This is a genomic window from Campylobacter hominis ATCC BAA-381, from assembly GCF_000017585.1.
GTDB lineage: Bacteria > Campylobacterota > Campylobacteria > Campylobacterales > Campylobacteraceae > Campylobacter_B > Campylobacter_B hominis.
Genome location: NC_009714.1, coordinates 234,236 through 253,651 on the forward strand (window position 1 = coordinate 234,236; position 19,416 = coordinate 253,651).

A 19,416-nucleotide genomic window follows, 5' to 3' on the forward strand; every position below is an offset into this window, starting at 1 on the left:
TTAGGGACAACTTGCTGGCCTAATAAAAGGAGACAAAGATGATCTGTCCATATTGTGCTAATGAAAAAACAAATGTCATCGCTACTGTTAAAGGGCTAGTTAATGAAAGGTTTAGAAAATGCCCAAAATGCGGTAGGACTTTTAGCACAATCGAAAAAATAAAATCAAAAGATGAAGAGTTAATAGAGTATGAAAAGGTGGTTAAAGAGAGTTTAAAGGGTAGTTAATCCCTTTTAAAACAAATGTAAAATTTATGCAAATTTTCAAGAAAATTTCTATATAATATGTGAAAAAGCGAGTTTAAACAATGGAATATTTTCAAGTTAAAAAAATTATAGATGCGTTAAAAACACCAAAAGATATTTTTAAAGTAGATATTCCAAGCATATATGAATCAAATCAAAATAGAACAATAGAATTAGTTAGTAGCGAAATAGATGCTTTGCTTCTTTTTGACATAAGTAAGTATGGTCTTCAAATCAAAAGAAATAAAAGCCAACTAAGACATAATAAAACCGATATTATTTTAAGGCTTGATATTTACTCAAAGCATAAAAATCCAGAGTTTATAAAAGAAAAATCTCCAAAAGAGCTTAGTAACCTTATGCAAAAGTATTCAGGAGTTGTTTTTAAAAAAGAGTGTTCACACTTACATTTTTTTATAGAAGGATATAATGATAAATGGGCTTTTCCCATTGGTGAATTTGGATTGAGGGGAGAAGGAGAGCTAGAAGATGTAGCAAAAGAGTTTTGTGAGTTTTGCAACATCAAAGAAATTGAATTTATAAAAAGGAGTTTGTTTTGATAGATATAAACTCTCTTATAGATAAATATATACAGCATATTCACGCTAATTTTGAAATTGAGGAAATAGATAAAAAAACCTATGAGATAACTACACCTTTTTTGGATAGTAGTAATGATTATATAGTTATATATGCCCTTATAAATGGCGATAAAATAAAGCTTAGTGATGATGGTGATACTTTAAATAGTCTAGCTTTAAAAGGTATGCAGTTTAATACAGAAAAAAGACAACAAGAACTTGAAATAATCCTTAATGGTTTTGGAATACAAAGAGAAAATAATGAGCTTTTTGTTGAGGCTAGTGTGTCAAATTTTGCTTCTAAACAACATAATATTTTACAAGCATTAATAAGTGTAAATGATATGTTTGTTTTAGCAAATAATAAAATTTCAAGCTTTTTCTTTGATGATGTAGCAAGATTTTTAGATAGTATAGATGCAAGATATATTTCATCTGTTAGTTTAGAGGGCAAGAGTCATTTAAATCATAAATTTGATTTTATAATCTCTAAATCAAAAAAAAGCAAAGAAAGACTTATAAAACTTCTTAATAACCCTAAAAAAGACAATTTAAAGTCTTCTTTGTTTTCATTTTTAGACTTACAAGATGATAGGACAAAAAATAGTGAAAGTATAATTATTTTAAATGATAGTAATATTACAGTACCAGATGATATCACGCAAGCAACAAATCAATATGGCATTAAGCCTATTTTGTGGTCTCAAAAAGAAGCTTATAAAAATCTTTTGTCAGCTTAGGTTAAATTTTGATTTAATTATTTTAATCCCCTTTTAATAAATCATCTTCGATTTTTTCTAAAATATCTTTTTGTAGAGTGCTTTCAAGATTTCCTTTGTCATCCACAGGTAAAAAAGGTCTTGCAGGGATGCCTCTTTTAACAGAGCCGAACTGATGAGTAAGTCCGTATGGAAAGCCGCGCGCTTTTGCATAGCTTTCAACCGTTACGCTTTTATTATCAGCTTTTACTCCCCAGCTGTCTTTTAAATTTGCACTTTCAACTAAAATTTTCTTATCGCCATGAGTTCCATAACGCTTTAAAAAGCCACTTTTTAAGGACTTAGCACCTTTTTTAAAAGCTTTTTTCTTACCGCCTGCATAGTTAAATGCAGTAGTTGCGGAAATCGGCTTCCATTTTTCACCAAACGGGCTAGCTTCTTTTTCAAAGCTTTCGTCTATTTTGGTTCTTATCATTTCACCTATTGCTTTTAATGTAGGTGCTAAATTTCCAGTCTTTTTTTCAAGTTTTTTTAGACTTTTTTGTATTTCTTCGATGCCTTTTACTTCTATTTCCATATTTTATCCTTTTGTGGTATAATATGCATAAGAATTCGCTGATTGATGGTCGCAACGAAGTAGCGGGTTGTAGCTTTCAGCTATAGAGATTGCGAGTGCAACTCTCGCCGTCAGCGGATTTTTATAAACTCTTTATGCTTCATATCTTGTTTATTTATTTTTCCGGCAGTTACCATATAATTTGTAACCCCGAATTTCTTTAAGTTATAATTTAGATCTACAACTATTTTATTTATTTTTGTCTTATCCATATTATCATCAAACCAAAAAATTATAGCATTATCGCTAATATCCAAACTAACTGGCGTATTTTTATCATTTAAAACCTTAACTATTTGCCTTATTTCATCTATCCTTAGGTCTTGACTATATGCCCCTTTCCTTTCAGGTCTTATATGTAAAATTCCTTTTTTATCACCCATAATATGTTTTGTTTTGGTGTCAATTTTTAAAATTTCTTTTGCTTTTTTAATTATGAAACCGGATAACACACCAAGCTGAAAAGCTTCTATGGGAGATTTTAAATTCTTTTTAATCAAAAGTTCATCTATAGCATTATCAAGCCCTTTTTGCCAGACATACATATCTCTTTGGCGGTCAAATTCTTTTAGAGCAAGAGCTAATTTATCTTTATTTCTTTGAATTACATTTAAAACTTTTTTTGCTTTTTCTTTAAAAACATCGTCCAAATCAGCACCGTTTATATCATAAGCAAAGTCTTTATCCGATATATTTGGCGGTGTGTTATCAAGTGGCGTTAAACCCATTCTTTCAATCTGCTTTTTAGAATATCCCCTAACAGTGCATCTACAATTCCAGCCGTTTGGCGGAAAGTTCTTTTTCCAAAACGGATCGTCTTTTTTTAAAATCACTCCGTGCATTGCTCTATGGCTTGCTCTTGTGTGACTATCCAAAACCGCGCTGTAGCGGTAGTATTCAAGGCTGCTTTCATCAAGGCTTTGTTTTCTGGCTCCGGCATAACTTGTCCTTATATTTGTATCAAATATCCTTTTTAAGCGGCGTGAGCCTACAAAAATATTTTTTACTTCACCGGTTTTTGGATTTTTAATTTCAACATCTCCCCACCAGCCGCTTTTTTTAAGGTGTGGGATAATGTCTTTTTTCCACTCATTAAAAGTTATTCCTTTGTGAAATGCAGTAGTTAAGGAGTTTTGCATATCTTTTAATAAATCAAGATTTGTCATTTTAGCTATAGTAAAAACTCTTTTATGCGCTTCATGAGCTATCTCATCATAATCAAAATGCACTTCGGGGCTTTTGGCTTTAAATTTTGATACCAAATCATCAGGTTTCGCAAAAAAATCAATCATCATAATTTCCTAAAATTTCAGCGTTTTGCAAGGCTTCAAACATATATTTTTCAAGCTCATCGGGAGAGATGTCACTATACATTTCATAGAGCTTGCTAAACGCTTCTTCGTAGGTCTCACTTTGTTTTAAAAATGTGTTTAGACTCTCTTTAATGTTTGTCTCAACACTCTTTAAAGGGTGTTTAAAATTCTCACTTTGCATAAAATTATCAAACCTGTCAAGCGGTTTTCTAATAGTCTTTGCATTTAGGCTTTTTGATTTTATGCCTTTTGGAAGAGGTAAATCAAACTCTTTTGCCATATCTTCAAGGTCCATTTCATATCCCAACGAACTTAAAATTTGAAGTGTTTGAGCTCTATCAAGCAGATTTTTATCTTTCTCAAATTGAATATTTAAATTTACTTTTTTTCCAAGTCTTGCATAAAAATTTCTAACAGTTCGGGTTGCAAATTTAATGTCTGCATCGATTATCTCAAAGCGGTTGTTTTCGTGAATTTTGCCTTGCGAGTAGCTTCCGTTTGAAGCTGTGTTTGAACTAAGCACTGAACCGTTTATACTTTTTGCAATTTCGGCGTCACAATAACGGATAAACTCCATAAAATCAGCTTGACTTCCGTGTCCTTCAAGCGTTTTTATGATATCTTGCGCGCCTAAAATGACATAGCTTCCGCTTCTTAGGTTTTCAAAGGCGTCGCTCATAGCCTTCAGCGTTTTATCATCCGCATTTTCGGTTTGTCCGATGAGCGGAGGAACGCCTAAAAACTCTGCAAATTTTAGATAAAGACTTAAAACGTAGTGTTTTGCATAGGTTATCCAAAGTGTTTTTAAAATTGCGGGCTTTGAAGTTATAGCTATAAAAAACGGCTCTTTTGCGACAAATCTTTTTTTGCCTATTTTAAGGGTCGGTTTATTTTCTTCAAACTCAATGTATTCTCTTCCAACAGTGCTTACTTTTAGCTTACCCTCTTCCAAATAAAGCTCTAAAAGTGAAAATCCAAAAAGCCTTGCTTCAATACTTGCTTTTATGATTTCTTCGATATTTTCGTCTTCATCTTCTCCTAAATCGTGTGTAAAGAATTTATTCAATATTGAATTCGTTCTTTTTTCGCATTCACTGCCAAGGCTTGTATCTTTGTCTATGAGAAGATTAAAAAGCGGGAAAAGCTCCTGCTGATTTTTGGTTAGTAGTGCAGCCCTTACTCTCCCGGCAGTTAGCTCCGTATAATAGCTCATATCGGTTTTAATGTAATCTCGTTTTGGTTTTAGAAAATCTTTTAGCATTTTTTATCTCCGTATATCATTTATTAAAAATTCTCCTTAAAAAGCTTTTTTTGTCATTGTATTTTTTAATAAAACTATTAACTTTTTCGTAGTCGAAATTGGGCGCTTTTGCTATACGCCATGCAAACTCAAGACTGTCAAGTCCGTCATCGTGGGCTGATTTTGGATAGGTATCAAGCTCATCTAAAAATGTAGTCGAGTTTTTATCTATTAAAATTATGCCGTTGTTGATTGGAGGCGTAAGACTATCAATCCTAAGCTCTTTTGCGACCGTGTTTTTTAAGGAAATAATAGGCAGATAAATTCCAAGCTCACTTGCTCTTTTTTCTATATAGTCTTTAAAAAACTCCTGAAAAGCCACGGTTTCAATGGCGATTTTTAAAGGGCGGTTAAGCCTTAAAATAGCGGCTGCTTCGCTTATAATTCTTTCTGCCATAAGCTCCGGCTTTAGCTTTTTCATCTTTACTTTTGCGTAAAATTTGCCATTAAAAAAGCCAAGAATGCAGACGCTAAAATAATCGCCTTTTGATTTTCCAAGGCTTGGATCTATTCCTATATAATATGCTTCACAAAGCGGCATTTCATCGAATGTTTGGTAAGAGCTAAAACTAAGCTCATCTTCGCTAAGCGGGATTTGTTGATATTCGCTTAAAAATGCGCCCTTGCTTGCTCTGTATTCAAGGACGTATTTGTTTTTATTAAGTTTTATATCGTCTAAAATAAATTCGTCCAAATTAAACTCTTCCAAATCAGGCGGAAACCTTAAAACCAAAGGAAAGGTAAAACACTTAAAATCAACTCTTTTTTCAAGGCGGTTAAGCAGGCAGTCATAATGAAGCGTTGTGCCGATTACTACTATGTTATATCTCTCATCATCACGTGCAGGAAGCTTCATAATGGCTTTTTCAAACCAGTCATAAAGCTTGTCTCTTTGGCTTTTGGTTTTTACATTTTCATCATTTTCCAAATCATCGCAAATAATTAAATCGGGTCTGAAACCGCGCCAGTTCTCGCCCCTTATTTTTGTTCCAGAGCCATAAACGCTTATTTTAAAAGCTTTTTTATCCGCATAAAATACTATTTCATCCTCAGTCCATTTTGAGCCTTTGTCAATGTTAAAATCCTCTATAAATTTTGTGTTTTCCTCAAGCTCTGTTTTTATAAATTCAAGCGTTTTTTTGGATAGATTGATAGTAGCCGATACGATTACGGCGTTTCTTTTTTTGCCTAAAACAGCCATTTCATAAAGCACAAAAAGCCTTGAAATAAGAGTTGTTTTTGCCGCACCTCTATAAGCTTTAAAAAGCATATTTCTATTTTCTTTTATGAGTTTTGAGCTGTTGTCATAGAAAAAATTTCTAAATTTTGAAGTTTCGGGTAATTTTACATGGTGATTAAAATAAAGGCTTACCATATCCCTAAAGCTTTTTTTGGCTTTTTTAATGCGGCTTTTTTGCAAAGGATCGGTAACTTTATAAAGTCCTTTTAATTTTGACCTTAAATCCTCTATCTCATTCATATTTTTAAGGTCCTTGCTAAAATTTCATCGGCATTTTTTGCCAAGAAATTCATCACCGCTTCGTTATTTTCTTTTTTAGCAATATCTGCTATTTGGCTTATTGCCTTGCTTATGCTTTCAAGGATTTTGGCTTTATCGTCCGTTTTTACAGGGGCTTTAAGTTTGTAGTAGGTGTCCGTGTATTCTTTTAGGATTTCAAGTTGTTCAGTGGGTTCAAGTTCTTTGATTTTGTCAAATGCAAGCTCAAAACTATTTATAAGAGTTAAAATAAACTCGTTTTCGCTTAGGCTTGCTTTTTTTCTGCTTGAATTTAGCGCCAGTGCGTCCCAGTCAATTCCATTGTTTAGATCTTCATTTTTTCTATTATATATAGTCTGCCTTGTTACGCCAAAAGTTGTGGCGATGTCTGTTACACTGAAGCCTTTTATATACATATTTCTTATTTCATCATTCATTTTATAAATTCCCATATCAAATTTTTATTATTTGCGTTTTTTAGGCTTTTTATCTCTTTTTTATATATTCATATGCAAAAGAAAAGATTTTAAATCCTAAACGCACCCTAAACACATTAAAACTCATTTTTAAAAATAATCTTTGTTTGGTTTTAAGGGTAAAAAATATTTTTGGTTTAAGTATAACTTTAAAAAAGTTTTGTTTCACTCTATATAACCCCTATTTAGAATGATTTTGATGAGTTTTTCACATACAATAACGCTAAAAATTAAAAAGGAGAAAGGCTTTGCAAAAAGGTGTAATAGAAAAACTCTTAAGCCTTAATTATAAAGACGGGGAACTGATAAAAGTAAGCCCCGTCGGGGAGGTAAAAGGGTTAGATGGCAGAGTTTTCAAAATAAATGCTGCTTCTTTGATAGAAACAATTCAAAAAAACAATCTTGACATCGTCCTAGACGAAAATCATAGCTTTGCAGGTGCAATAGGCTGGTTTGGCAAAGATAGTTTTGTGGAAAAAGAGGACGGTATCTATGCAAAACTTGAACTAAATGACAAAGGCAAAGAGCTTGTAGAAAAAAGAATTTACAGATATCTAAGCCCTGTGTTTGATACGGACGGAAGTGAGGTGACCGGACTTGACTCGGTCGGACTGGTAAATAGACCAAATTTACTTAACAACGCGCTAAATTTTAAAGGAGAAGAAATGAATGTAAAAGACAGCAGCGAATACAAAGAGCTTTTAAAAGAGCTTGAAAAAATCAAAAAAGAAAATGAAGCCCTTAAAAATGAACTTGAAAAGCTCAAAAAAGATAGCACACAAGAGAAAAATGAAAAAGCTGAAAATGAAAGCGATAAAAAAGAACTGAATACAAGACTTGAAAATATAGAAAGCAGCCTAAAAAGTATAACCGCTATTTTCGGCAAAAAAAATCTTGAGGCAAATGCAAAAGAGTCTTTGAGCGAAGCTGAAAAAAATATTGCAAATATGCTTGGGATTAGCGAAGATGAATATAAAGGAGCGAAATAATGGCACATTTTGAAGAGACGGCGATTGGATTTAAGGCGATTTTCCAAAAAACATTCAATGATACGAAAAGCGAAGCCGACGCTATGGCAATGCGAATCGTAAGTAACGATTTGAGCGAAAAATATGTTTGGCTTGGAAATTTTCCGATGATGAAATAGTGGGTTGGCGATAGAGATATTAAAAAATTCAAAGATTACGGATATTTGCTTGAAAACGTGCCTTTTGAGGCAAGCGTGAGCGTTCCGAATAATCATTTGGAATATGACAAAATAGGCGTATATAAGCCTGCAATCGAGCAAATGGCATACAATGCAAAAAGATTCGGTGCAAGTCTGGTTGCTGAAATTTTGCTTAAAGCCGACAGCAAAAACTGCTACGACGGAAAACCGTTTTTTGCGGCAGACCACGATATAGAGGGAGATACTTATGCAAACACGGGAACTGGCGTTTTAAACAGTGATAATTTAATTGCAGCTGAGGCTTTTATGAGAACCATAAAAGGAAATAAAAAACAAAATATGGGAGTAATGCCGACACACCTTATCTGCGGTCCTAAAAATCTTGCAAATGCAATCAAAGCGGTAGAAAAAGACTATTTGACAGGCGGTGAAGCAAATGCAACTTTTAAAAGATACTCACTTTTGGTTTTGCCGGAGATAGCCGATACCAGCTGGTATCTGATGGACCTTTCAAAACCTGTGAAGCCTTTTGTATTGCAAGTGGCAAAAGATGGAGTCTTTGAAGCAAGCAACGACTATCGTTTTATGAAAGATGAAGCGCTTTTCGGTTGCAAAAGCTTCATGAATGCAGGTTATGCACTTTGGCAACTAGCATACAAATCAACCGGCGCATAAAAAGGTATCAAAAATGCACTATAGCGCCGATATGTTCAAGGTAAGCAGTGATGGAAATACAGGAAAAACTGATTCTAAGAGCAAAACAAAGCCTACAAAACAAAGCGGAAATAACAGAGCAAATAGCAGAAATAGCTCTAAAAGAAGCGCGGGAACTGACAAAAAACCTGCCGCTTCCTGAGCCGATATTGCTTGATATAGCAATGTTTAGACTGAAGCTTCTTTTAAAAATCGAACCAAATGAGTTGGATCTCATTTTATATAAAGAAGCTTTGAAAATTGCCGGGAGTTTTAGCGTTGATGAAAACGGCGAAATTTTGAGCAATACAAAATACGGAATGAGAAAAAGCGAGTTTTAGATGAAAAACTTAAAAGAAGCCTACAAAACTTTAAAAGAAATTTTCCCGGAAGCTATAGATGTAGGAAGTGAAAACATAGAGCAGCCGGGACTTTATCTTCTTTTAAATTCTCTAAAAAAAGAAAGTATAGGGATAGATAGAGTAAGTTTTAAACTTTATCTTGCGGCAAGAAGCCTGAATGACGATAATTTGGGTTTGATTGACAAACTTGACGAAATAAGACTTAGAGCTGTTAAACAGGTAAAAAATTTAAAAGATGATTTAAGTCAAAGTTTAGAGTTTTTGGGTTTTAAAGACAGTCTTTATATATATGTTTTTGAAATTGATTTTAAGATTTTTAGGAGTGAAAAAAATGATAAATAAACTTTTTTATATTGTATTAGCCGCTCTTATTTTTGACGTTATTATTGCTTTTTATCAAAATTTTCAAATAAGGGCAAAAAACAAAGAAATTGCAGAACTAAGCGATAAAATTTTATTGTGTAATAATAAATTCACGCTTTGCGATGCCTATTTGCAAAAACAAAATGCAGCCATAAAAGACTTGAAACTGAAAAAGTCCTTTGAACCCACTGATACAAGCAAAATTGAAAAAGTTTTCATAAAAGATAAAACTTGCGAGGGCGAATTAAAGGCATACAAGGAGCTTTTTAATGAGTGATGATTTAATTTTTATGTTTATGGTTTTTATTACTTTGATTTTACTTTGCGGGTGTAGTGCAAAAAATGCACAAGTGACGTATAAAGACGTTTTAATCCCCGTTAGATGTGATATTAAAATGCCTTTAAAACCGCGAAATGACGGCACTTTTGAAGCGCATAAAAAGCTTATGATTTATTATCTGGAATGCGAAAACACGCTTAAATATTGTTTAGGAAAAGACAATGAATGAAAAAATAATAACAGAAAGCGGAAATTTTATAGCTAGTGCTGATAAATGGGGTGTTACAGGGCTTAGCGTATTTTTTACGCTTATTATTATAGGAGTTGTATTTTTCTTTATGTGGTTTATCGTCAAAGAGCTCAAACGCTCGGTTGACGGCAACACTGAAGCTATAAAAGATAGCGGCGAGATAAGCAAAGAAATAGTAAAAACTCTCAGCCAACACAACGAAAAAGCAAATTTAACCGCTCAAATCACAGACAAAATTTCAAAAACGCAAGATGAAATTCATAGCGACGTGAAAGAGATATTAAGGAGAACAGAAAATGGCAAATTTTGATAAAAGTTATGATGAACTTTTAAAACTCGAATTTAACAATCCTAAAAATGCTTTGCATAAAAACCCGGGCGAAAACGGGCTTACATTTATGGGAATATGTGAAAGTGCAAATTCTAATTTCGTCGGCTGGATAAAAATCAAAGACGTGCTTAAAACTTGCGGACAAATGGAAAAAGCAAGCGAAATTTTATACAAAGATGAAGCGCTTAAACGTGAAGTAAAAGAGTTTTATAAGGCTAACTTTTGGGACAGTGCAAATCTTGGCGCGATTAAAAACGACAGGATTGCGGATCTGATTTTTAAATTCGGCGTAAATACGCACACAAAAACCGCTATTAAAAAAGCGCAAAAAACAGTAGGCGTAAAAGAGGACGGAATAATAGGAAAAATCACATTAAAGGCATTTAGCGAGATTAGCGAAAAAGATTTTGAAACAAAATATAAAAAAGAGTTTGAAATTTTTTATATGGATTTAGTGAGAAACAATCCCGAAAAATACGGGAGATTTTCAGGCGGCTGGCTAAACAGAGTGAAATTAAGTCAGGCGGACTTGGATTTTATTCGTTTAGCATAAAAATTAAAGGAGAAAAAATGGCAAGAGTTTTGAGTAGAACAGGGCTTAAAATCTGTGTTGAAGATGTGTCAGGGACTTATAAAAAACCGGAACAGGTTTTAAAAATCACAAGCAATATAACGCCAAAAGTCACAATGGATGAAGTGGAAATTCCAAATTTCGGCTTTTTTGGCGGGGCTAAAGATGTCGTAACGATAGCAGACTGGGGGCAAATGGAAATTGAAGCCACAACCTGCCTTTACAAAGACATCACATTTTATGACAATCTTTTTGCAATCTGCAATCTTAAAAAAGAAACAGATACAAACGGCAATTTCATTTATACACCGGACACTCACAGCGAAAAAACGGGAAGCATCGATTTGATTTTACCCGATAGAATATTCAAAGGCAAAGGCGCAAAAAGCAGCCTAAAGCTTGAGGGGAAAGTCGGAGACAAAGTAGAAATGACCTTTGGTATCAAAGCAGCCTATGACGGTGAAGTTGTAGAACCGCAAAACATCACGGACATAAAAGTGGGTGAAGCGCTTTTAATCAGGCGTCTTGGAAGTATGACGATTAACGGCACGGACATCAACCTGAGTGAATTCAGCTTTGATATGGGAAACGTGATTAACTATGAAAAATTCACGAACATAGGCGAGTTTCATATGTCAGATTACGAGCCAAAACTTACTTTGAAAATGCGCCTTGAAGCTGGGGCTGAAAGTGGCTTTAATGAGTTTGCAAACGGCACAACAATGAGTTTTGTTGCAATTTTTAAAGATAGCGAGGGAAAAGATATTTTCAAACTTGAAATTCCGCGTGCAAAAGTAAGCAAAGCGCCTGAATTTAATGATTTAGATGGTATTTACGTAATAGATAGAGAGTTTTTAGCCCTTTCGGATAAAGGCGACGACAACTTTAAAATCACATACTATAAACAAGCATAGGGGAATATAAATGATAAGAACAAAATATAACATTGAACTGAATATCGATGATGAAGTTTTTCACATAGAAGTTAGAGAACCTAATTTAAAGGAGAAAAAAGAGCTTGAATTAAGCGTAAAAGAAAGCAAAGAGCTTTTAAATAGCCTTAGTGAAAACGAAAATAAAAGAGCGAACCTAAACAGGCAAATAAAAGAGAACACAGAGATGATTGAAATAAATAAAGAGCTGTCTAAACAATCCATAAAAGATAAATTTTCTCTGTTTTTGGAAAATAAAACTCTTATAAAGAAAAACAAAGAGCTGAATTTAGAAATTAACAAGCTTAAGTTGCCTGATTTTACAGAAATAGATACGAAATTTGAAAACGCATTGAATATCAAAAACGAAATGCTTATAAGCGGAATTGATAAAGAGAAGCTCTTAAATGCATTAAAACAAAAAGGCATTAAAAATAGCTATTTTTGGGATATTTTGAGTAAAGAAATTGCAAAAGAGCAGGAAAAAAAGTAACCAGGCTTTGTGATTTTATAGCACAAAGCTATAAAAATAAAGAGTTACCGCCAACACCTAAAAATGCAGACGAAAAAGAGTTTTTTAACCTAAGAGGAATTGTTTTTTTAGAGGATGATTGGGAAAAAGTTATGTTTGATACTTTTTTAAGGGTTTTGGAGTTTAAAGATAGTTTTTATCTGAATTATGACCTTGCTAAAGAGTATTTAAAAGAGTATGAACTTGAAATAAAAGAGCATTACGAGATTTTAAAAACTATGTTAAATGCCCTTAATAAAGAGGTTTTAAAAGGAAGCGCGAAGTGACAAAAAATCTAAATATAAAAATAAATGTCGATACTAAAACAGGGCAAATAAGCATCTTAAATTCTGAATTTAAAGGCTTGACAAACAGCACCTCAAAAGCTTCCGAAAAACTTAAAAATTTAGATGGCTGCTTTGATAAAATAAGAGGCACTATTGTATCTTTAGTCGGCGGATTTCTAACAATAAAAACTGCTATGGATGCCTTAAACATAGCAGACAACTTCAAAAATTTAGAGGGACGATTAAGTCTTGTTTCAAATTCTCAAAACGAACTCATAGCTTCCACTCAGGCTCTTTTTGAAATCTCTCGCGACACAAGACAAAGCTTTGAGAGCACGGCGGGTCTTTATTTTCGCCTTGCCTCATCTGTAAAAGAACTTGGCTATTCACAACAAGAGCTTGCGGATGTCACAAGAACAATCAGTCAAAGTTTGATAATAAGCGGTGCTTCAGCCGACTCAGCGAACGCGGCTTTGGTTCAATTGGGGCAAGGTTTGGCAAGCGGAACGCTAAGAGGCGATGAACTAAACTCAGTCTTGGAGCAAAGCCCACGCCTTGCACAAATGATAGCCGATGGAATGGGAATAACCATAGGGGAGATTAGGAAAGTCGCAGAAGAAGGCAAAATAACAAGCCAAACCGTGATAGAAGCCGTAAAATCACAAGGCGAAGCTGTTTCAAGCGAGTTTGAAAAAATGCCTCTAACGGTAGGTCAAGCAACAACAAATGTCAAAACTTCCATTATGGAGTTGATTTCCGAGTTTGATAAAGCAACGGGAGCAAGCAGCACGGTTTCCGACTCCATAATGGAGATTTCCAATACAATAAGCAGCAACAAAACCGAAATAATAGAGTTTGGAAGAGATGTTTTCAGCTCTTGGAAAATGATGGCAACAGGAGTAATTCTTTTAGGAGAGGGAGTAATAAGCGGCTTTGATTTGATAATAAACGGATTTGGCGAAGTTGTAGCAAGAGTCGAGCTTTTAGGCAAACAAGGGCTATACAATATGACAAGTTGGCTAAGTGATAAAATAAATGATGTAATAGCTTTTTTTGAAGATGCATACAATAAAATAGCAAGCTTTTTCGGAGCTGAAATAAAAAAGTTTGATAGAGTGGATTTGAGGGTTGATTTAGGGATAGAGAAAAGTCTGGAAAAACTTAACGCCGCTACTGCAAAAACAGACGAAATAATCCAAAAAAGAGCTCAAAACATACAAAAATACACCGATAGCATAAAAAAAGATTTTGATGATATTGCAAATTTAAGAACCCAAAAAATAGAAAAAATAGAATTAAACACCAAAAGAGGGAAAAATACCGTTAAAGCACCCAAACAAAATACATCCGGCAAAGGAAAAAGCGCAGAACAAATAGCAAGAGAAAAAGAGCTTGCCATAAAAAAAGAGCTTGACAGACAGATAGAATATTACAAAGCTATAGGTGATTTAACAAATCAACGCCTTAAAGAAAAAGAAAAAGAAACCTTGCGCTTAAAAGAGCTAGGACTTAATAACCTCCAAATTCAGGAGTATTTCGCAAAAGAAGAAACAAAATGGAAAAATGATGAGCTTAAAAAAGCAGCTTGAAAACTTGGAATGCTACTACGAATTAGTCGGAGAAAAAGCAAAAGCCGGAAATGTAAGAGCTAAAATAAATGCTATGGATATGCAAAGTAGCGGCAACTACACAAACGAGCAGATTGCAGATGCAAATTTTGGAAGCGAGCAGCAAAAAACCAACTATGATACGCTAAACAGCGCTATGGGATATGATACAGGAATCAGCGGTGAGCTTGCGACAAGGCTGTCCGCAATTGATGAATTTCACGATGCCGAACTTGCAAGGATTACGGAGCACTACGCTTTGCTGGAAGATACCAAAGCAAATCATATTGCAAAAGAGCAGGAGATGGACAGACTTGCAATCCAGACCAATCTAAGTTATGCAAGTGCGGGATTTGACGCACTGGGCGGACTTGCAAAAATGTTTTACGACGCAAGCGGCGGCGAAAATAAGGCTGCGCTTCGTGCATATCAGGCAATGATGGTCGGTAAAGCTATCGTAAATACCTATACGGCTGCTACAAATGCTTACGCAAGTGCAGGAAACCCGTATCTTGGAGCGGCTCTTGCAGCTCTAGCAATAGCGCAGGGAATGGCTCAAGTTGCACAAATCAAAGCGCAAAAATTCCACACAGGCGGTATGGTAGGCGGCGGAAATTTGAAAAACGATGAAGTAAATGCAGTGCTTTTAAAGGGCGAATATGTATTAAATCGCGAACAAACCAAACAATTAAAAGACAGCGCCTCAGCACCGCAAACCGAACAAGGCGGCGGAATAACAATAGTAAATACCGTAGATCCGCATTTGTTTGAGACTTGGGCGGAAAGTAGAAGCGGCAGAAAAGTAATAAAAAACATAGTAGGAGCATAGATATGGCATACAGCAATGGCAGTGTAAATGGGATATTCAAGCTTTTGGATAAAATCAAAGAAACCGCTGTAAATGCAGGTTGGCAAGTGCTTGGCGAAAAAGAAATTCCATACACAAACATACCACGCGGCGGAGCGCATTTCACGGTAGAAAAAGGAAGTGGAGCAATAAGCCAAAATCAAACCGAAAACGCAAACAACTTAACAGTTATTTTTCCGCGCCCCGTTAATTTAAACTCAGTAACTTTTAAAGGTATTGAAAAAATCACGATAAACGGCGTATTATTTGACCAATCAAGAGAGCTGATAGGCACGGAAATTACTGATAATACGGAGTTTAGCGATGAAATAAAAGTTAAAAAGTATATTCAGATTGAAGCCGTAGGAAGCGCGAACTTCAGTAATTTTGATTTGAATTTTAGCTGTGAGACAAACATCATTTTGCAAAAAGATTTAATAATCACAAACGCTGACGATAATAATCAGGTAATTTTAAATTTCAGCGCTTTTATAGAGCCTGACGGACGCTCAAACATTGCCATAACTTCAAGCACCGGTTACAGCCAAACTCTACCCATAGAAAAACAATTAAACGCAAAGCTTGGTTATATTTTAGCTGATGACAAAGAGCTTAATTACCACATAAGTTTTAACAATAACAGAATGCTTTTAAATTTAAGCATTTATCGCCCTGATGATGCCGTGCAAAAAAATGAAGTAAGGCAAATTATTTACCTTGGGCGCATCCGCATTTACGGCGGTGAGTGGGCAATCCCCGATTGCAACTTAATATTATCAAGCTACGAAAACACCAAATGGAACAACTACAAAGGCTGCAACATCTTAAACCCATATCTTTTTTGCGCTAATGCTTGGAAGCAGATAAACGCTACAGCATTTAACAGCTCTACATTTGACGCGTCAAACTGCGATATCGTAAGCCCTCCAAACGGAGAAATGTTTAGTGCACCTATCATTTTAAGCGACACCTATAATATCTACGGAGAAATTGACGGAATTTACAACTTAATAATGGCGGACGGTATAAATTACAGCGATGAAATAGCAATAGAAAACAACCCTTATATCGTGGTTGCAGATAACATAGGTTTTAATAAATTTGACACTTACGCTTTTAAAAAGGATGAGTAATGCAGTATGAAAAGATAGATGTTTATACAAGGGTTGAGCTGATTTTACGAATAAAAGCCCTGCTTGACTCAAACGGTTGGCAGACATACCAAAAAAGCGAACAAACACTTTATGCAATAAACAGTTTAGGCGGAGCATTGACGCTGAATTTTGAAGCTTGGCACAGCGACCCGAGCTATGGCAGAAGCCAAAGAGCGGGAGCCTATGCCTGTTTTAGCATAGATGAAAGCAAAAGCTACTCTGAACAGGAAGGAAACAACGAAATAGCTTATTTTCAGTTTAATCAACCCAATACAAACGGTGCTGAATTTAACGGCGGATATCTGTTTGCCGATGATAAAACTTTGATAATAGCTCTTGATATTGCAAATCACAAACAGGTTATAATAATCTTTTCATACATAACCAAATCTCACGAATTTAACGGTGGCAGAGTGTGTTATGCAAGTGCTGCTACAAATACATATGATTACGGGCACGGAGAGAGTTATAAAGGTGACGGGCAAATTCCTTTCAGCAAGGATGCATCCGGGCAAAAAACCGCATTTTTACTTGGCGGAAAATGGCAAAACATATACGCATATTCTACAAGATACGGCAATTATGAAACAGATTTAAGAGAGATTAAAATGCTTACAAACTTAATGCAACCGAAAATTGATAGCTCACGCAAAGATTTCAACGCATTAAGCGCTATTTCGGTATATGATTTTTTGGATTCAAAAAAAGCAAAAAGTTCTCTAAGCGGACTTCAAACGCTGATAACACCAAATTTCTTTTATAAAAACAATGAAAATCACTGGGTTTATGCAGGAGCTTTGGAGTGTGTGAGAGTTTTTAATGAATATCCAAATATCTATGAAAACGCAACTATTTTACATCTTGGAAATGAAAAGTTTTTCACTTTTCGCCCACATCAAAATCCGGGTGTAAATCCTTCAAGTAGCAACTATTCATTGGCGGTGAAAATTGTATAGGAATTTTATAAATCTTTTTGGATACAGCACTTATAAAAGAGGCAATAAAAACGCAAACAGCCTTTATAATGAGGCTTCTCCCGGCAAAGTGACAGGCAAAAACGCGGGAATGCCGCAAATCGGAATAATTCCAAAAAAGGTTGATAGCAGCGTAACTTTAGCTCCGCTTTATCCATATCACGATAAAGCTATGTGGCTTTATTTATGGCTTGATGATGATGGTAAAAAAACCGACTTAAAAAGAGCATATGATTTTAAAAACATAACCGCTGCAAAGGAAGTTAGATTTTACCTTAGAAATGCAAGTTTGGATGACATTACCTTTGATGGCATAAGTCTTACGGGAGAAATGAGCGAAATAGAGCTTTTAGGCGTAAATTCAGGTGATGTTTTTAAACCCGGACAATACCGCATAATAACCATAAGAGCCGAACAATTAGGCGATTTGCTAATTGACGGCATAATAAACCTAAATTTCAGTAACAAACAAATCATTTCTATCTACTTAAACGGTGAGCGTGCAGTTGTTTTTAGCTACCTTCCAAACTATGAATACACTGAAAGCAAAGAGCTTAAAACCGATATCTTCACCGCTCAAAACGGCAAAGAGTTCAGGCGAGCTAAAAGAAGCGTCGCGGTTAGAATTGTGAGTTTTAACATAATCACAAAAGAAATTAATAACGGCGTGGAGCCCTTAATCAGCTTTGGAATGCACAAATTTATAATGCTTCCTTTGTGGTTTAGTTGCACCGAAATTTTAAATCCTAAAGGCGAATTGACGGATAAAATCAAAACGGGCGGACTTGAAAATAAGGAATTTAAAACGGGCGGAAACGTGCTTATCTATAATAATTTTAAAGATTTTGAAGTCGCTAAAATCGCAAGCATTTACAAAAACGAAATAACGCTAGGCAAAAAGGCTAATGCTAAAAAATATATTTTACCGTTAATAAAAGTAACGCCTAAAGAAAATATATCATACGATTTTAAAAACGCCGAAACATTAAAATTCGAGCTTGAATTCAAGGAAATTTTATGAAATATGATAATAAGGAAATTTTATATTTTCCGCCGCTTTTAAGCCCGCAGATAACGATAAACGCGGGATTTAATCTTTACGGCAAAGAAAAACTTGCCAAATATGACCCAAAGCCAAATGCAAGGACGATAACGCATAAATATTATTTAAGGAATTTAGGCGAAGCGCGCAAACTTGAAAACTACTTTTTAAGCAAACAGGCAATGCTTAAAAGCTTTTTTATACCTAGCTATAAAAGGGATTTTTTAGCACTTGATAAACAAAGCGCACCCATAGATGCCATAGATATACAAAACACAAACGGCGGATATGCGGTCTATAATCAAAGCAGATTTATTTTTTTACCAAAATACAACTTTTCTACGCAGATAATTGACATTAGAAAAGATACGAAAAAAGATTGCGAGGTGATGATTTTAAAAGACACGTTTAAAACTGATATTACGGCGGATACTTTGATAATGGAGCTAATAAACGTGCGCTTTGACACGGACACTTTTACGCTCTCAAAAAACGGAGCTGTAGGCTATACAACGACACTGAAATTTAAGGAAGTATTTTATGAGTGAAAATTATTATCTTTTCGAGTTTGGCGCTATGCTTGACAGATACTTTTATACAAGCGCGCAAATCGATATTAAAAAAGGCGACAAAATTTATAAAAGCGAAACAATTTTTTTAAATGAGCTTGGAAAAGACAGTTTGAATGATGATGCTTCTATCAGTTGCGGATTTGATTGTGAGCCAATCAATCTTTATAAGGATTTTAATCCGAGCACCAACATAAATGTAAAGGTTATGGACGCGGAGGAAAAACTTCTTTTTTACGGCAGAATTGCAAGCGTGGAATTTGACGCAAAAGACGGCAGCGCCGCAATTAAGCTAAGCACTCTTGGCGCACTTATGAAAGGCAAAATCCCGACACGCACATTCTCACGCGAGTGTGGATTCGAGCTTTTCGATGGAAACTGCGCTTTAAACAAAAAAGATTATTCGCTTACGCTTCTTGGCAAAGACTGCGAGTTTTTGGAAAATTTCACGCAGATTAAAAGCGCAAAAATCGGTGAAAAACCTGATGGCTACTTCTTAGGCGGCTATGTAAGCTTTAACAATCAGCACAGCTACATTATGCAGCATACTGGCGATACAATATTTTTAATGTTTCCGCTTAAAAAACTAAATAAAAATGTAGTTTTATACGTGTATGCCGGGTGCGATAAGCTTCTTAATACCTGCAAAAATAAATTCAACAATGAAATAAATTACGGCGGTTTTCCATTTGTTCCCGGTAAAAATCCCGTAACGCAAGGATATTAA

At 34.9% G+C, this 19,416-nt stretch carries 26 protein-coding genes and 1 pseudogene; 22 read left to right on the forward strand and 5 right to left on the reverse strand.

The features are described from left to right. The first annotated feature begins 38 nt into the window (after positions 1 to 38). The 3 genes from CHAB381_RS01290 (at position 39) to CHAB381_RS01300 (ending at position 1,566) form a co-directional block, all read left to right on the forward strand. On the forward strand, positions 39 to 227 hold the full coding sequence (locus tag CHAB381_RS01290; protein ID WP_012108147.1) for an NrdR family transcriptional regulator: 189 nt from the start codon (positions 39 to 41) through the stop codon (positions 225 to 227). 80 nt (positions 228 to 307) lie between these two features. Next, positions 308 to 805 carry a DUF6978 family protein gene (locus tag CHAB381_RS01295; RefSeq protein ID WP_041570444.1) on the forward strand — a complete coding sequence of 166 codons (498 nt, stop codon included), beginning with the start codon at positions 308 to 310 and terminating at the stop codon, positions 803 to 805. Beyond that, positions 802 to 1,566, forward strand: a complete 765-nt coding sequence (locus CHAB381_RS01300; protein ID WP_012108148.1) for a DUF1829 domain-containing protein — start codon at positions 802 to 804, stop codon at positions 1,564 to 1,566. The genes CHAB381_RS01295 and CHAB381_RS01300 overlap by 4 nt, the downstream gene beginning before the upstream one ends. A gap of 22 nt (positions 1,567 to 1,588) precedes the next feature. Here the strand turns inward: CHAB381_RS01300 and CHAB381_RS01305 are convergent, their stop codons facing one another. The 5 genes from CHAB381_RS01305 to CHAB381_RS01325 all read right to left on the reverse strand — a co-directional run bounded on the left by CHAB381_RS01305 (position 1,589) and on the right by CHAB381_RS01325 (position 6,709). Next, positions 1,589 to 2,122, reverse strand: a complete 534-nt coding sequence (locus tag CHAB381_RS01305; RefSeq protein ID WP_012108149.1) for a phage virion morphogenesis protein — start codon at positions 2,120 to 2,122, stop codon at positions 1,589 to 1,591. Positions 2,123 to 2,232: 110 nt separating this feature from the next. Then, complete coding sequence (locus tag CHAB381_RS01310) at positions 2,233 to 3,453, reverse strand: phage head morphogenesis protein (protein WP_012108150.1); 1,221 nt, start codon at positions 3,451 to 3,453, stop codon at positions 2,233 to 2,235. Next, positions 3,446 to 4,735, reverse strand: coding sequence for a phage portal protein family protein (locus CHAB381_RS01315; protein ID WP_012108151.1), 1,290 nt, complete (start codon positions 4,733 to 4,735; stop codon positions 3,446 to 3,448). Before CHAB381_RS01315 ends, CHAB381_RS01310 begins: the two co-directional genes overlap by 8 nt. A 16-nt stretch (positions 4,736 to 4,751) precedes the next feature. Beyond that, the gene (terL, locus tag CHAB381_RS01320) at positions 4,752 to 6,254 is read right to left on the reverse strand and encodes a phage terminase large subunit (protein WP_012108152.1); all 1,503 of its coding nucleotides are present in this window, start codon (positions 6,252 to 6,254) and stop codon (positions 4,752 to 4,754) included. Next, positions 6,251 to 6,709 (reverse strand): DUF1804 family protein, encoded by a 459-nt coding sequence (locus CHAB381_RS01325; protein ID WP_115587261.1) that lies wholly within the window; start codon positions 6,707 to 6,709, stop codon positions 6,251 to 6,253. Before CHAB381_RS01325 ends, terL begins: the two co-directional genes overlap by 4 nt. Before the next feature lie 287 nt (positions 6,710 to 6,996). On the opposite strand from CHAB381_RS01325, the gene CHAB381_RS01330 reads away from it, so the two are divergent. The 19 genes and pseudogenes from CHAB381_RS01330 (at position 6,997) to CHAB381_RS01410 (ending at position 19,416) form a co-directional block, all read left to right on the forward strand. Continuing rightward, the gene (locus tag CHAB381_RS01330; RefSeq protein ID WP_012108154.1) at positions 6,997 to 7,737 is read left to right on the forward strand and encodes a phage protease; all 741 of its coding nucleotides are present in this window, start codon (positions 6,997 to 6,999) and stop codon (positions 7,735 to 7,737) included. After that, positions 7,737 to 8,447, forward strand: a pseudogene (locus CHAB381_RS01335) (Mu-like prophage major head subunit gpT family protein); the annotation flags it as partial. The gene CHAB381_RS01330 and the pseudogene CHAB381_RS01335, both read left to right, overlap by 1 nt. A gap of 9 nt (positions 8,448 to 8,456) precedes the next feature. Continuing rightward, positions 8,457 to 8,591, forward strand: coding sequence for a Mu-like prophage major head subunit gpT family protein (locus tag CHAB381_RS08950; RefSeq protein ID WP_456297466.1), 135 nt, complete (start codon positions 8,457 to 8,459; stop codon positions 8,589 to 8,591). A gap of 50 nt (positions 8,592 to 8,641) precedes the next feature. After that, positions 8,642 to 8,950 carry a hypothetical protein gene (locus tag CHAB381_RS01340; RefSeq protein ID WP_012108155.1) on the forward strand — a complete coding sequence of 103 codons (309 nt, stop codon included), beginning with the start codon at positions 8,642 to 8,644 and terminating at the stop codon, positions 8,948 to 8,950. Then, complete coding sequence (locus tag CHAB381_RS01345) at positions 8,951 to 9,313, forward strand: hypothetical protein (RefSeq protein WP_012108156.1); 363 nt, start codon at positions 8,951 to 8,953, stop codon at positions 9,311 to 9,313. It abuts the gene before it with no gap. Continuing rightward, the gene (locus CHAB381_RS01350) at positions 9,303 to 9,611 is read left to right on the forward strand and encodes a hypothetical protein (RefSeq protein WP_012108157.1); all 309 of its coding nucleotides are present in this window, start codon (positions 9,303 to 9,305) and stop codon (positions 9,609 to 9,611) included. Before CHAB381_RS01345 ends, CHAB381_RS01350 begins: the two co-directional genes overlap by 11 nt. After that, positions 9,604 to 9,843 (forward strand): hypothetical protein, encoded by a 240-nt coding sequence (locus CHAB381_RS01355; RefSeq protein WP_012108158.1) that lies wholly within the window; start codon positions 9,604 to 9,606, stop codon positions 9,841 to 9,843. The genes CHAB381_RS01350 and CHAB381_RS01355 overlap by 8 nt, the downstream gene beginning before the upstream one ends. Next, positions 9,836 to 10,174 carry a hypothetical protein gene (locus CHAB381_RS01360; RefSeq protein WP_012108159.1) on the forward strand — a complete coding sequence of 113 codons (339 nt, stop codon included), beginning with the start codon at positions 9,836 to 9,838 and terminating at the stop codon, positions 10,172 to 10,174. The genes CHAB381_RS01355 and CHAB381_RS01360 overlap by 8 nt, the downstream gene beginning before the upstream one ends. Then, on the forward strand, positions 10,161 to 10,748 hold the full coding sequence (locus CHAB381_RS01365) for a glycosyl hydrolase 108 family protein (RefSeq protein ID WP_012108160.1): 588 nt from the start codon (positions 10,161 to 10,163) through the stop codon (positions 10,746 to 10,748). The genes CHAB381_RS01360 and CHAB381_RS01365 overlap by 14 nt, the downstream gene beginning before the upstream one ends. A gap of 17 nt (positions 10,749 to 10,765) precedes the next feature. Next, on the forward strand, positions 10,766 to 11,680 hold the full coding sequence (locus tag CHAB381_RS01370; protein ID WP_012108161.1) for a hypothetical protein: 915 nt from the start codon (positions 10,766 to 10,768) through the stop codon (positions 11,678 to 11,680). 10 nt (positions 11,681 to 11,690) lie between these two features. Next, complete coding sequence (locus CHAB381_RS01375; protein ID WP_012108162.1) at positions 11,691 to 12,191, forward strand: hypothetical protein; 501 nt, start codon at positions 11,691 to 11,693, stop codon at positions 12,189 to 12,191. Positions 12,192 to 12,322: 131 nt separating this feature from the next. Beyond that, positions 12,323 to 12,496: a hypothetical protein gene (locus CHAB381_RS08670; protein WP_012108163.1), complete on the forward strand. Its 174-nt coding sequence runs from the start codon at positions 12,323 to 12,325 to the stop codon at positions 12,494 to 12,496. Continuing rightward, positions 12,493 to 14,085, forward strand: a complete 1,593-nt coding sequence (locus CHAB381_RS01380) for a tape measure protein (RefSeq protein ID WP_012108164.1) — start codon at positions 12,493 to 12,495, stop codon at positions 14,083 to 14,085. The genes CHAB381_RS08670 and CHAB381_RS01380 overlap by 4 nt, the downstream gene beginning before the upstream one ends. Further along, positions 14,063 to 14,932, forward strand: a complete 870-nt coding sequence (locus CHAB381_RS01385; protein WP_223429403.1) for a hypothetical protein — start codon at positions 14,063 to 14,065, stop codon at positions 14,930 to 14,932. The genes CHAB381_RS01380 and CHAB381_RS01385 overlap by 23 nt, the downstream gene beginning before the upstream one ends. A 2-nt stretch (positions 14,933 to 14,934) precedes the next feature. Further along, positions 14,935 to 16,083: a hypothetical protein gene (locus CHAB381_RS01390; RefSeq protein WP_012108166.1), complete on the forward strand. Its 1,149-nt coding sequence runs from the start codon at positions 14,935 to 14,937 to the stop codon at positions 16,081 to 16,083. After that, on the forward strand, positions 16,083 to 17,060 hold the full coding sequence (locus tag CHAB381_RS01395) for a hypothetical protein (RefSeq protein WP_012108167.1): 978 nt from the start codon (positions 16,083 to 16,085) through the stop codon (positions 17,058 to 17,060). The genes CHAB381_RS01390 and CHAB381_RS01395 overlap by 1 nt, the downstream gene beginning before the upstream one ends. Continuing rightward, entirely contained in the window at positions 17,053 to 18,099 is a 1,047-nt protein-coding gene (locus CHAB381_RS01400) for a hypothetical protein (RefSeq protein WP_012108168.1), read from the forward strand. The genes CHAB381_RS01395 and CHAB381_RS01400 overlap by 8 nt, the downstream gene beginning before the upstream one ends. Beyond that, the gene (locus CHAB381_RS01405) at positions 18,096 to 18,668 is read left to right on the forward strand and encodes a hypothetical protein (RefSeq protein WP_012108169.1); all 573 of its coding nucleotides are present in this window, start codon (positions 18,096 to 18,098) and stop codon (positions 18,666 to 18,668) included. Before CHAB381_RS01400 ends, CHAB381_RS01405 begins: the two co-directional genes overlap by 4 nt. Beyond that, complete coding sequence (locus CHAB381_RS01410) at positions 18,661 to 19,416, forward strand: phage BR0599 family protein (RefSeq protein WP_012108170.1); 756 nt, start codon at positions 18,661 to 18,663, stop codon at positions 19,414 to 19,416. The genes CHAB381_RS01405 and CHAB381_RS01410 overlap by 8 nt, the downstream gene beginning before the upstream one ends.